General features: G+C 64.4%; 7 protein-coding genes and 1 tRNA gene. 4 read left to right on the forward strand and 4 right to left on the reverse strand.

Going from position 1 to position 13407, the window contains the following annotated elements; translation table 11 throughout:
- The first annotated feature begins 68 nt into the window (after positions 1-68).
- Positions 69-4295 (forward strand): cytochrome P450, encoded by a 4227-nt coding sequence (locus LB535_RS27045; RefSeq protein WP_224634340.1) that lies wholly within the window; start codon positions 69-71, stop codon positions 4293-4295.
- A gap of 100 nt (positions 4296-4395) precedes the next feature.
- On the opposite strand, the gene LB535_RS27050 is transcribed toward LB535_RS27045, so the two are convergent.
- Positions 4396-5079 (reverse strand): Crp/Fnr family transcriptional regulator, encoded by a 684-nt coding sequence (locus tag LB535_RS27050; RefSeq protein ID WP_140843458.1) that lies wholly within the window; start codon positions 5077-5079, stop codon positions 4396-4398.
- Positions 5080-5654: 575 nt separating this feature from the next.
- Between LB535_RS27050 and LB535_RS27055 the strand changes: the two genes are divergently transcribed.
- The 3 genes from LB535_RS27055 (at position 5655) to LB535_RS27065 (ending at position 11151) form a co-directional block, all read left to right on the forward strand.
- Entirely contained in the window at positions 5655-9329 is a 3675-nt protein-coding gene (locus LB535_RS27055; protein WP_224634341.1) for a S8 family serine peptidase, read from the forward strand.
- Entirely contained in the window at positions 9322-10845 is a 1524-nt protein-coding gene (locus LB535_RS27060) for an MBL fold metallo-hydrolase (protein ID WP_224634342.1), read from the forward strand. Before LB535_RS27055 ends, LB535_RS27060 begins: the two co-directional genes overlap by 8 nt.
- Before the next feature lie 135 nt (positions 10846-10980).
- Positions 10981-11151, forward strand: a complete 171-nt coding sequence (locus LB535_RS27065; RefSeq protein WP_224532243.1) for a hypothetical protein — start codon at positions 10981-10983, stop codon at positions 11149-11151.
- Positions 11152-11221: 70 nt separating this feature from the next.
- Here the strand turns inward: LB535_RS27065 and LB535_RS27070 are convergent, their stop codons facing one another.
- The 3 genes from LB535_RS27070 to LB535_RS27080 form a co-directional block, all read right to left on the reverse strand.
- A complete protein-coding gene (locus LB535_RS27070) occupies positions 11222-12370 on the reverse strand; it encodes an acyltransferase family protein (protein WP_224634343.1) in 1149 nt (382 codons plus the stop codon).
- Positions 12371-12529: 159 nt separating this feature from the next.
- Positions 12530-12604: transfer RNA gene (locus tag LB535_RS27075), tRNA-Val, on the reverse strand.
- A gap of 126 nt (positions 12605-12730) precedes the next feature.
- The coding region (locus tag LB535_RS27080; protein ID WP_224634344.1) for a phosphoglycolate phosphatase at positions 12731-13407 on the reverse strand (677 nt) is incomplete at its 5' end.

Below are 13407 nucleotides of genomic sequence, written 5' to 3' on the forward strand. Positions count from 1 at the left end.
CCGATGCAAACCTAGGCCAGACAATGCCGGCATCGCATTGACGTGGATAGCAGGGGGGCTTGAACGCGATGATCACTTTGAAGTACTTCGCCGCCGTCCGCGCCGCTCAGAAGAGCCAGCGTCCGCTCGCCGAAATGCCACCGTTCGACATCAACCGGCTGCGTTCCAAGAGCGGCTTTGCTTCCCGCATCGCCGGTTTTCTTCTCAGCGATCCGCGCTGGCTGCTGGCGCTGCTGCGCCGTTTCTGGCCGAATCTCGGCTTCGGCAATTTCCTGCTCGTCACCAAGGGCGCGGATGTTCGCGACATATTGGAGCGGGGCGACGAGTTCGAAACGCCTTACGGGCCGGAAATGGCCGAACTCGCCCGGGGCTCGAATTTCATTCTCGGCATGCAGGACGGCGCCGCATACCGGCAGATGAAATCGGCGGTGCTGAGCGCGTTCCCGCCGGCGGAGGTCGAAGCCGCCGTCAGGCCGATCGCCGAGCGCCATTCGCACGACATCATGACCCGCGCCAGCCCCGGCTTCGATGCCATCGCCGGATTGATGAAGATCGTGCCGGTGCGCATCTGCCGCGATTATTTCGGCCTCGAGATCGACGACGAAACCGAGTTCGCCGACTGGTCGATAGCGCTCAGCGCGCTGTTCTTTTCCGATCCGACGGCAAGTCCCACCACGCGCCAGCTTGCCGTGGTCGGAGGCGATCGGCTGATCAAGGTCATAAACCGATCGATCGCCGCCGTCAGGGAGAGAGCGGGCAAAGACGACCGGCCGCTTGCCCGCCTCATCGCGCTGATGGACCAAGGGCGCCTGTCCTTGCCCGACATTCATTCCATCATGCTCGGCATGGTCGCGGGCTTTGTGCCGACGAACGTGCTTGCCGGCAGCAATTGCCTGGATGTGATCCTGTCGCGATCCGATGCGCGGCAGGCCGTGGATGAGGCCATCGCGGCCGGCGACACCGACAAGCTCGACCGGGCGATCATGGAAGCCATGCGGTTCAAGCCGATCTGGATCGGGCCGTGGCGCTATACCAGGCGTGACGCGGTCATCGGCAAGGGCACGCGCCGCGAGCGCCTGGTCAAGGCCGGAACGGTGGTCATGCCGGCGACGCTTTCAGCAATGTTCGATCCGGAGATCGTGCAGCGGCCGAACGAGTTCGATACGTCGCGCCCGCATCGCGACTACATGGTTTTCGGTTACGGCATCCATCTGTGCATCGGCGCCGAGATCGCCCGCATCCAGATCGGCGAATGCATCCGCGCGCTGTTCGGCAAACCGAAGCTCGCCCGCGCGCGGGGCAGGGCCGGCAAGATGGTCAATGTCGGCGCCTATCCGGCAAGCCTCAAGGTCGATTTCGAGCGCCCGCCGCTTTGCCGCACCGCCGACCAGTCGATGGTGACAGTTGTCTGCCCGATCACCCGCGCCATGCCGCTCGATGCGGTGCGCGACAAGGTCGCCGACCTAGGCAATCCCGCGATTGGCGAGATCAGCGCCGCACTCGACAAGGTCGCCACCATACATTTCACCAGCTTGGCCGTCGCTCCCACAGGCAGGGACAAGAAGACGGGGGTCGAGACCGGCGCGCTGGTGTTCGAAATCTCCGGCGACGGCAGCACCGACGACGTCATTGCCGCCATTGCGCAATCGATCGGGTATCGGCTGCGGCCGATCTTCAGGGATGTCTGCGGCCTGCCGGATGGCGGCTCGCTGGAGGACTTCCTGAAGAAGAACCAAATCAAGATATCGCCCTCCTTCGGCAGCACGGCCGGGCTGGTTTTTTCCGGCACGCCCGGCCATTCCGTACGCCGCATCCTTGCCGAGGCGCGGCTGGCCGACAGCGTGCGCGAGATCGTCGAAAAGCCGCGCGTGGGCGCCGGCAACGCGATGGATGTGCTGGCCGAAGCGCGCCGGCATGTCCGCTGCCTCGGGCAATTCGGCTGGGCGTTCGAGCCCGCCGAAAGCCTGCTGGAAAGGCCGCCCGGCCACTGGTCGCGCGCGCTGACGACGACGCTTTTGACGCCGGCGATGTTCGCCACTGCCGCGATCGTCGTTCTCGCCTTTTGGCGCATGACTTATGTGCTCGTGTTCGGGAACCCGCATGGCATCACCTTCGCCAACATCGCGATCGCCGGCGCCGCGCTTCTGCTTACGGTACTCGGTCTGCTGGCGATTCTGGTTCTGTTCGTGGGCCTTTGCTTCCTGGCGTTGCGGCGGCTCGAAGACAAGGACCGGCCGGCGAACACGCCGGTCGATATCGGCGCGCTGGAAAAGATCCTCGCCAATGAGGACCACTGCGCGCAGAACAACCTGACGGCGATCTCGACGATGAAGCCGGGGATCTTGCGGCGGCTGGCGCTGCGGCTCTCCTTCTACCTGATCTCGATATCGGCGCAGAAAGTCTTCAGGCCGGGTTTCCTCGCCACCATCAACACCATTCATTTTGCCCGCTGGGTGCTGCTGCCCGGCACCGACAGGCTGGTGTTCTTCTCCAATTACGGCGGCAGCTGGGAAAGCTATCTGGAGGATTTCATCGCCAAGGCCTCGGCCGGCCTGACCGGCGTGTGGAGCAATACCGAAGGCTATCCGCGCACGCGCTGGCTGTTCCTGGACGGCGCGCGCGACGGCGATCGTTTCAAGCGCTGGGCGCGGCGCCAGCAGGTGCCGACGCTGTTCTGGTACAGCGCCTATCCGCATCTCAACACACCGCGCATCCGCATCAACTCCAGGATCAGGCGCGGCATCGCATCGGCCACCGGCAACGAGGCGCGCGACTGGCTGAGCCTGTTCGGTTCGCTGCCGCGCCCGCAAGCACGGCCGGCGGACGCGACCAGCCTGCCTGAACCGCCGTCCGCGCCGCTCGAAGAACTGGAATCCGGAGAAATCCAGTCGATCTTCTTCGGTCCGTTCGGTGCGCTCGGCTATGCACACATGCTTGCGATCGGGGTGCCGGAAGGATTGCCGGCAAGGAAGCGCAAGGCGTGGCTCGACTTCGTGACCGAAAGAACCAGTTTCGGCGACGGCGTGCCTGCCGGTCGCGCCATGACCGTGGCGTTCGGCCCCAACGGACTGCGCCGGCTGGGGCTCGAGGGCGGCGTCGACGACGAGCCGTTGGACACGTTTCCTGTCGCCTTCCGCCAAGGCATGGGAACGCCCGAGCGCAGCCGCATCCTCAACGACACCGGTCCCGACGCCCCGGACAAATGGCAGTGGGGATCGCCCGCCAATCCCGCCGACGTCGTCATCGTCTGCTATGCCGGGACGCCGGCCGCGTTGAAGGCGGAGATCGCGGTCATGAAGCGACAGACGACAGGCGCGGGGATGTCCGTGGCCGCCGAACTGCCGTTGATGGTTCGGCGCGACGGCAAGCGGGCCGTCGAGCATTTCGGCTTCGTCGACGGCATCTCGCAACCGATCGTTCGGGGCACGTCGCGCGCCGCCAAAGGAGCCGCGCCGATGCATTTGCTTGCGCCGGGCGAGTTCTTGTTCGGCTACCGCGACGAGCACGGCTTCTACCCGGCTTCGCCGTCGGTGGACGCGGCGCTGGACCGAACCGGCATCCTGTCGCAGGTGCGGCGCAACCGTCAGATACCGGGGCAGCCGCCTCCGCCGCGCGATTTCGGCCGCAACGGCACCTTCCTCGTCCTGCGCCAATTCGAGCAGCATGTCGAACTGTTCGACGATTATTGCAGGAAGGCCGCGACGCAGGCAGCATACGAGACTGGCGACGCCGCCATCACACCGCATTGGGTGGCGGCAAAGATGCTCGGTCGCTGGCAGGACGGCAGTTCGCTGGTGCGCAATCCGAACGGACGCCCGGGCCGTGGCATCGACAATGATTTCGCGCTCGGCGCCGAGGATCCGCAGGGGCATGCCTGTCCGCTCGGCTCCCACATACGCCGGTCCAACCCGCGCGATTCGCTTGGCGAGGACCGCGAGACGCAGATCAGGATCGGCAAGCGCCACCGCATCCTGCGCGTCGGCCGCACCTATGAGAAGAAGGGCAAGGGCGGGAAGACCGAGAAGGGCCTCCTATTCATGTGCCTCAATGCCGATATCGAGCGTCAGTACGAATTCATCCAGCAAACCTGGGTCTCGTCGAACTCGTTCCAGGGTCTTGTCGGCGAGACCGATCCGACGATCGGCGCGCGGGGCGGCGGCGGCCGGTTCTCGATCCCATCCTGGGAAAAGGTCACGGTGCTCAAGGATGTGCCGCAGTTCGTCACCACGAAAGGCGGCGGCTATTTCTTCATGCCGAGCCGGTCGGCGCTGCGCTATCTGATCTCGCGGCTCTGACCGGGGGCGCTGAAGGCAGTTCGTCGTTTCTCTGATGCGACGAACCGGCGGAGCAATGGCGGAGGCGCCGCGCGGGCTACGGCGAAGTCGCCGAGCCTGCTCAGTCGTCGTCCTGCGATTCGGCGATCTGGTTCAGCGCGGCGGCGTTGGTGATGCGCAGGCCGCCGCGCTTGATGGCGATCATGTGCCGGCTGCGCCAGTCGTTCAGCGTCTTGTTGACGGATTCGCGCGTCGCGCCGAGGAATTCGCCGAGCTCCGACTGCGAAATCGGAATCCAGCCGGCAGCGTCTGCCATCACGCCGCTCAGGAACACCAGCCGCTTTGCCAGCCTGGCCTCGATACCGAAAAAGGCCTGGTCGCCCAGCTCGCCGCTGACCCAGCGCAGCCGCGTGCACAGCAATTCGATCATCGCGCGGGCCAGAGACGGGTTTTTCTCAATGCGGTCGAAGAGTTGTGTCCGGCTCAGCGAAACCAGCTCGCATGCCGTAAGGCAGATGGCGGTCGCCGTGCGCGGGCGCCCATCCAGGGCTCCGATCTCGCCCACGAGGCTGCGCGACAGCTCGATATTGGCCACCAGCTTTTGCCCACCGGGCGAATAGATCGAAATCTCGACGGTTCCGCTCATCACGCCGTAGATGCGGTCGGAAGCGTCCTCCTGGACGAACAAATGCTGGCCGGCGGCATAGCGCTCAAGCTTGCAGCCGCCGAACAACAGATCGAAGTGGCGCGGGTCGATGCGCGCCAGGCGCGGCAGGTTCCTGTCGTCCGCGCCATTTGTAGCCATGATACGATTCCGCCTCTCGTTAGACGGAAATTGTAGGATAAGTGCGTGCTCGATCAAAGCGTCGTCTCCTTCTGTGGTGGCTGACCGAAATCGGCAGGTGGCGGACAGACGTTCCGTGTCATGCGTCACACGCCGAAATTGGATAAGCCGGCAAACTGTAAGGAGACCGGGCGCACTGGCGGTTGCGGGCCGATCTTGGAAACGCCATCCGCGCGCTTGGGTGGGAGGTGCCCATGCGCGCAGACAGCAAACCTGAAAATGGCTAGGTGATCGAAATTTCTCCTCGAGAACCGCATCCATATCGCAGTCCGGCAGCAGCTTCGGACGCCGTAGTCAGCTCGGGCCGTCGATGCCGCCGTGACAACATCTGAGCGCAAGCCCTGTTCAGCGTATGTGAAGGCGCTCACAGATATACGCATCTGGCGGACCGATGGTTATTTTAGAAGTGTATGGTCTTTGCTTTGCAACCGGCATGATTGCCTAGTCGGCAAAGAGATCAACCGAAGTATGGCTGAACCTTGTCTTGACTGCAGGTGACGGTCGGCCTCATGGTTCATTTTGGGGAGGGGCAGGCCATGGCAGCCGCGAAGGGACTCCTTGTAAAGGTTCGCGGCGACGGCGCGGGGCTCTCGGTCCGAGGCGGCCCGCCCCGGATTGGCGGCATCGAAGCCGAGCCGATCCTCTCTCTGCCTGCCGACGCAAGCGCCGGCACGGCCGCGGCCGGGGATCGCGGCGCCACCTGGTTGCGGTTGGCCACGGACGCCGCCGATACAGACAACCCCTGGGACCATGCCCACGATCTTGTCGCCCGGAACCCGGCGCTGGCGGCCGCGGGCGCCGAGGTGCTCGCAATCGAGCCCGATATCGTGCAGCAGTGGGATTATAAGGACAGCGGCGGCGATCGCGGCATGGCGGCAAGCGCAGCTCCGGTCTGTGCATTCGACGATCAGGACCCGCAGGGCGGACAGGCGGTGGTCGCGGGGCGCGTCGCTTGGAATGCCGCGCCGGACTTCAGCCAGTTCTCGGCGGCGCGCGAGAAGGTGGGCGCCAAGCAGGCCAACATCATCATCGCCCATCTCGATACCGGTTTCGATCCAGGCCATCAGACCATTCCCGCCGCGCTTCTTACAGCGCAGCAGCGCAATTTCGTCGACGACGGGACGGGTCCGAACAACGCGACCGACCACGCTCCGGCGGGCACGCTGACCAGCAATCGCGGCCATGGAACCGGCACGCTCAGCCTGCTTGCCGGCAACAAGCTCGACGGCTCCTCGCCGCACTGGCCGGGCTTCAACGATTTCGTCGGCGGCGCGCCGCTGGCGAAAATCCTGCCGGTGCGCATCGCCGACTGGATGGTGCGGCTGACCACCGGCACCATGGTGCAAGGCATCGACTATGCACGCAAGCAGGGCGCGCAAGTGTTGTCGATGAGCATGGGCGGCCTCGCCTCGCAGGCGCTGGTCGACGCCGTCAACCTTGCCTACGACCACGGTGTGGTCATGGTCACGGCGGCCGGCAACAATTTCACCATCACGCCGCGCAGCATCGTCTATCCCGCGCGCTACAACCGGGTGCTTGCGGCCTGCGGCGTGATGGGCGACGGGCGCGCCTATGCCGGGCTCTCCTTCGGCACCATGCAGGGCAATTACGGGCCGCCTTCGAAGATGGATACGGCGCTCGGCGCCTACACGCCGAATGTGCCCTGGGCCGAGATCGATTGTCGCAAGGTGGTCGACATGGACGGCAGCGGCACCTCCGCCGCGACACCGCAGGTCGCGGCCGCGGCCGCTCTCTGGCTCGCCGAGCATTGGGACGTGGTGAAGAATTATCCTCAGCCCTGGATGCGTGTCGAAGCCGTACGCAAGGCCTTGTTCGCGAAAGCCTTGAAGTCGACGGCCAAGATGAATGCGGCGGAGACGAGGGAGAAGATCGGGCAGGGCGTTTTGCGGGCCTTCGATGCGCTGGGCTTCCCGCCGCCGGCGGCAAACAGCCTGACCAAGCTCGCTCGCGCCACCTATACGTGGAGCTGGCTGGACCTTTTGACCGGAGGGAATTCGTTGGCGGCGCCACCACCGGCGACGCTTCGGCAGCGAACGATGTTCGCGCTGGAATTGATGCAGATGGCGCAAACCACGGCGGCAGTCGACCAGGCGATCGCCGACCCGGATGGCGATCCGGACAAGGTTTCGGCCGCGGCGCGCAACCGCTACCTGGAGGCGGCGCTCGACCAGGGCAATCCGTCGAAGCCGTTGAAGGCCTTTCTGGAAGGATGGCTGGGCCGGCCAGGCGCCAGCGTAGCGGTTCCGGCGCCAGTCGTGGGCCCGGCACCGGCCATCAGGCGCAAGCCGCGGCCGCTGCCGCCGCCGCAACGGCGCCTGCGCATCTACGCGCTCGACCCGTCGGTGGCGAAACGGCTGGATTCGGTTTCGGTCTACCAGGCGACGCTTTCGGTGCCGTGGGACGACGAGCCTGCGACCGACAGGCCGTTGCTGCCCGGTCCGATCGGCGAATATCTCGAGGTGGTCGATGTCGACCCCGCGTCCGACCGCGTCTACGATCCGGTCGACCTCAACGACAAGGTGCTGCTGGCGCAGGACGGCCTGCCGCCTTCGGAGGGCAATCCGAAATTCCACCAGCAGATGGTCTACGCGGTGGCCATGACCACGATCGGCCATTTCGAGCGCGCTCTCGGCCGGCGAGCGTTGTGGGCGCCGCATTACGCAGCGGCTCCCGGCCGCACCGGCGATATGACGGTGAAGGCGCATTACGTGCCGCGCCTGCGCATTTATCCGCATGCGTTGCGCGCCGAGAATGCCTATTACAGCCCTGAAAAGAAGGCGCTGCTGTTCGGCTATTTCCCGGCGACCAGCAATCAGGGCGACGTCACCACGCCCGGAACGACGGTGTTCTCGTGCCTGTCCAGCGACATCGTCGCGCATGAGATGTCGCACGCTTTGCTCGACGGGCTGCACCGCCGCTTCCAGGAAGCATCCAACCCGGACGTGCCGGCCTTCCACGAGGCCTTTGCCGATATCGTCGCGCTGTTCCAGCATTTCACGCTGAAGGAACTGGTCAGCTTCGAAATCGGCAAGGCGAGGGGCGAATTGTCGGCCGCCTCGCTGCTTTCCGGTATCGCCAAGCAGTTCGGCGAAGGCAGCGGCAGGGCCGGGCCGTTGCGCGAATATGGCGGCGCCGGCATGGCCGACCTCGACTGCGACAAGACCTTCGAGGCGCATGACCGAGGCTCGATCCTGGTTTTCGCTGTCTACCAGGCCTTTCTGGCCATCGCCGACCGGCGGACCGACGACCTGATCCAGCTTGCCACCGGCGGCTCCGGCATCCTGCCGGCGGGCACCTTGCATCCGAGCCTGGTCGAGCGCCTCACCGACGAGGTTGCCAAGACCGCCACGCAGATGCTGACCATGTGCATCCGCGCGCTCGACTATTGCCCTTCCGTCGACATCACTTTCGGCGAATATCTGCGCGCGCTGATCACCGCCGACCGCGACGCCTATCCCGACGATCCGCTCCACTATCGCCTCGCCTTCCTGGAATCCTTCCGCAAATGGAAGCTGTTGCCGCGCGACGTTCGCACCATCTCGGAGGAGACGCTGGCCTGGAGCGCGCCGGAGGATCCGTCGCCGGTCTGGCTGAAAGGCCTGCTCGGCAAGATCGACCTCGGCTGGAACCAGAAATTGAAGCGGGCCGAGATCTTCGCGCTCAACGACAAGAACCGTTATGCGCTGTGGAAGGCGATGCACAAGGCCTTCGCCTCCGATCCGGACCTCTACAAGCAGTTCGGCCTGCTGCCCGATCTGCCGCGCTACAATGACGACGGCACGGTCATGCACCCGCCGAAGAAAGGCGAGACGACCTTCGACATCTACAGCGTGCGCCCGACGCGCCGCGTCGAGCCGGACGGCTCGTTCCGCGTGGAAGTCGTGGCCGTGATCCAGCAGCGCATTCCGGTTGCGCTGGACGGCACGGCGATGCCGCAAGGCATGGCCAAGGGCGATAGCTTCTTCTGGTTCCGCGGCGGCGCCACGATCATCATCGATCCGCGCGAGGGCTTCGAGGAAATCCGCTACTCGATCATCAAGAACACCGGCAGCGCGGACCGGCAGAAGCGTCAGGCCGGGACGATGGCGGCCAACTATCTCTCGCCGCTGCGAGCGCTCTATTTCGGCGGCGAAGTATCGGAGCCTTTTGCGTTGTTGCATGCCAGCGACGGAGACGACGACCATGTCTAGAAAACCGGCGGCAAGAACAAGGCCGGCAAAATCGGCTCCCGCGGCGACGCCGGCATCGGGCATCACCGTCAGGCACTACTGCCAGGGCATCGGCGACTGCCACTTGCTGACGTTCAAGAAGCCGGACGGTAAGCCGTTCCGCATTCTCATCGATTGCGGCATTCATGTTTCGATCAAGAGTGGCTCGGCGCTGGTCGCCGACATCGTCGCCGACCTCAAGAAGGAGACCGGCGGCAAGATTGACATCCTCGTCGTCACCCACGAACACTGGGATCATGTTTCCGGCTTCCTGACCGCCAAGGACCTTTTCAAGGATTTTGTCGTCGGCGACGTCTGGATGGCCTGGACCGAAAATCCTGCCGACGCGGAGGCCGCGGAGCTCGACAAGTTCAGGGGCCAGGCGCTGGCGGCCTTGCAAGGCGTGGGCCAGAAGCTCGACGGGATGCAGGGGCTCAGTTCTTACATGGCCGGGGTGCGCGATGGCCTGCAGTCCGTGCTCGGCTTCCAGTTCGGTGCCGCCGGCGAGCGGGTGCGCTCGGCCCGCGACGCGGCGGCAAAACTTTCGCAAAAACCGTCGCCGACCTATTTCGAGCCTGGCGGGCCGCCTGTGACGATCGACGCATTGCCAAACCTGCGCGTCTATGTGCTCGGTCCGCCGCGCGACAAGGCGGCGCTTCGCCTCGAGGAAAAGGCGAGCGAGATGTTTCCGCTGGCCAGCGGCGGTCCGTACGCGCGGGCGCTGGCGAGCGGCCTCAAGATCAACGAGGCGGCCGATGCCGGTTACGTCGACGAGCTCAGTCCGTTCGAGCGCAATGTCGGCACGCCGCTCTCCGCGGCGCTCGCCGGCGACAAGGGCAGCGATCCGGCCATCGACATCGCCGCCTATGTGCGCAAGCATTATTCTGGGCCGGTCTCGGCCGCGGCATCCATGGAAGACCGCGACCAGTCCTGGCGGCGCATCGACGCCGACTGGATGGGGATCGCCGCCGACCTGGCCTTGCAGCTCGACCGCGGCGTCAACAACACCAGCCTGGTGCTTGCCTTCGAGTTCATCGACAGCGGCCGGGTGCTGCTGTTCCCGGGCGACGCCCAGATCGGCAACTGGCTGAGCTGGAAGGACCTGAAATGGCCGGTCGGGCAGGGCACCGTCACATCGGCCGATCTTCTGGCGCGCACCGTCTATCTCAAGGTCGCGCATCACGGCAGCCAGAACGCCACGCCGCAGAAACAGGGTTTCGATCTGCTGACGAGCTCGGATCTGTCGGCCTTCATCCCGACCAACAAGGTTGATGCGCTGAAAGTGCACTGGGGCGAGATGCCCTATGACGGCATCCTGACCGCGCTCGAGACAAAGACCAAGGGCCGCGTCATCCGCGCCGATGATCCTTGGCTGGCGGACAAGAACGGAAAGCCGGCCTTTGCCGCGCCGTCCTGTTCGATCCAGGCGGTGCGCAGCGCGCCACGCGATGCGGCACGCGGGCCGGGCGGACTGTGGGTGGAAGTGGATCTGGTTTAGGACCACCGGAACGCCGCCGCGCGGCAGGCGCCAATCAGTCCGGCTTCAAGGCCGATTGCGAAAAATCGAAAACCGCTCTATGGAGCGAGCGGCTGAATGAGGGCGGCCACTCAACACATTGCACAAGGTCGCCCCATGCCCGATCAATTCTCGCGCGTCATCGCCTTCCTTGCCGTGGTCACGGCCCTGCTGTTTGCCGGGCTGCATTTCCATCAAGGACACATCATCGCCACGCTCTATTTCATGACCGGCGCCGTATTGGTGACAGCGGTGACGCATATGAATGTGCGCAGAGGGCTGATCTAGAATCCGGTTGTCGGGCCATCCAAGCAGGTCGAATAGACGGTGCGTGGATTGAATCTGAGACCTTCTGTGTTCACCCACGCTGGACGGCGGCGGGCTGAAGCTTCGAGCGGAGGCGCCATGCCATTGCGTGGCCTAATCGAACGCCTGGACGTTCGACTGCCGTATGCTGCATGTGAGCCAGCGGAGTGATGACGAGGACCGAAAAGGCAAACGAGGCGAGTGCCAGTGTGATGGGAGAAACTCCTGCATTGACGGCCTTTGCGAGTAGCTCAGGCACGTTCCAAAGAGCGATCAGCACCAATGGGTGCAACAAGTAGAAGCTGAAAGAGATGCGGCCGAAATACCTGGCCACAGCCATCAGACGACCTTTCCGCAACGGAACGCCATAGGCGATCAACGCCGAGATAAAACCCGCGAAAGCCGTCTCGAAAATCACGGACCAGTTGGACCACCATCCTAGCAAGGGGCGCGAGAGTGCGAACCCGGCGACCGCGAGGGCGAGCGACAGGGCCGGACGAGGAAGGCGAGCGACTATCTTCCTTCCATAGGCACAAGCGATCATTCCGGACACGAAGGAGCAGAGGTTCCCTAACGAAACGCCCTTTCCGGGCGTTCCAGACCACTGCCCGCTGAATGACAGGCCGAGCAAGATGAGGGCGGGCAGAACCAGAGCGACAGCGCCCCATCGCCGCCAGGACCAATAGAGCAAAAAAATCAGTGGGGCCGCGATCATTTCGGTTTGGAGCGACCACATCACGCCGTTGATGTCGGTACGTAGCAACAGCGCATTGGCCATCACATTCCTGGTCGTGTAGACCTCAGCCGGCCCAAGCGACATGCCGGTCAGCAGAAACAGTCCGACGAAGATCGCGATGGTTGAAAAGATGGCAGGGTAGATGCGCAGAACGCGTCCTATGAAAAATGGGCCGGCGCTGGCCTTGAGGTCATCCGTCTGCCGACTGAGCATCATCATGAGAACGAAGCCGCTCAGGACAAAGAAAAATACGACGGCGCCGTGGCCGTTCCCGGCGATGCGGAAAGCCGCATCAAGGTAGCTTTGGCTTCGATACGAGCCCTGCACCAAAGAGACCGCTTGCCGCGTCGCATCATAATATGTCGCCTGACCGCAATGAAAGAGCGCGACCATCAGCGCGGCGACGCCGCGAGCTGCTTCGAGGCCAGGTACGAACTCACGGCGCGAGATAGCGATATCCCCCATGTCGCTGACGTTTCCCCCGCAATCTCCTCTTGATGCGCTCGGACGGCACCGGGCGGCATCCCCCGAAACCAACTGTGCCCAATTCGAGCCGCATAAGCTCCATTCCCTACGCGCATTTGCGCGGAGGTCGTCATAAGAACTGTGGAAAACCAAGGGAAATGGTGGGCGATGCAGGGATTGAACCTGCGACCCCACCCGTGTGAAGGGTGTGCTCTCCCGCTGAGCTAATCGCCCGCCTTAGGCCCGAAGACCGAAGCGAGCCGCGATATAAGGGAGGCGGGTGCGCGAAGTCAAGGCGATGTGCCAAGCTTCTCGCTCGGACCAGTTTCCGGTTTGTCAGCCGTCCGATCCGAGTCCCGCTCAGCGTGCCGCCGCGATCAACCGCTCGGCCAGTTGCGGCGTCAGCGTGTCGAAATGCGAGATCACCAGAGTTGGCTCGAATTCGCGCACATGGCGGTCGGTGTAGCCGAAATCGACCGCGACCACCGGAATGCCGGCTGCCTTGGCGGTGTCGATGTCGGTCTGCGAATCGCCGATCATCAAGGCGTTCTCCGCATCGCCGCCCGCCAGCCGGATCGTCTCGGTGAGATGGCGCGGATCGGGTTTGCGGAAGGCGAAAGTGTCCTGGCCGCAGATCGCGGCAAAGTAGTTCGACAAGCCCAGCGCGCCGATCAGCGTCGCGGAATTGGCTTCGTATTTGTTGGTGCAGACCGCCATCAGATAGCCGGCGGCCTGGAAACGGTCGAGCGCGGCGACGACGCCGGGGTAGGGGCGCGACTTGCCGGGAATGTTCAACGTGTAATGGTCGAGGAACAGCTTCAGCAGCCGGTCGTGCTCTTCCGCCATCAGCGCCTTGTTCTGCGCGGCATGCGCGCGTTCGATCATCACGCGGCCGCCATGGCCGACGAAGCGTCTGAAGCCGGCTTCGTCGACAGCTGCGAGGTCGCTCGCCGCCAGGCTGTGGTTGAGGCTGTCGAGCAGGTCGGGCGCGGTGTCGATCAGCGTTCCATCCAGGTCGAAGACGATGATCGGGCGGG

Origin of the sequence: Mesorhizobium sp. CA10, from assembly GCF_020165285.1 — a bacterium.
In the GTDB taxonomy this organism is placed as follows: Bacteria; Pseudomonadota; Alphaproteobacteria; order Rhizobiales; family Rhizobiaceae; genus Mesorhizobium.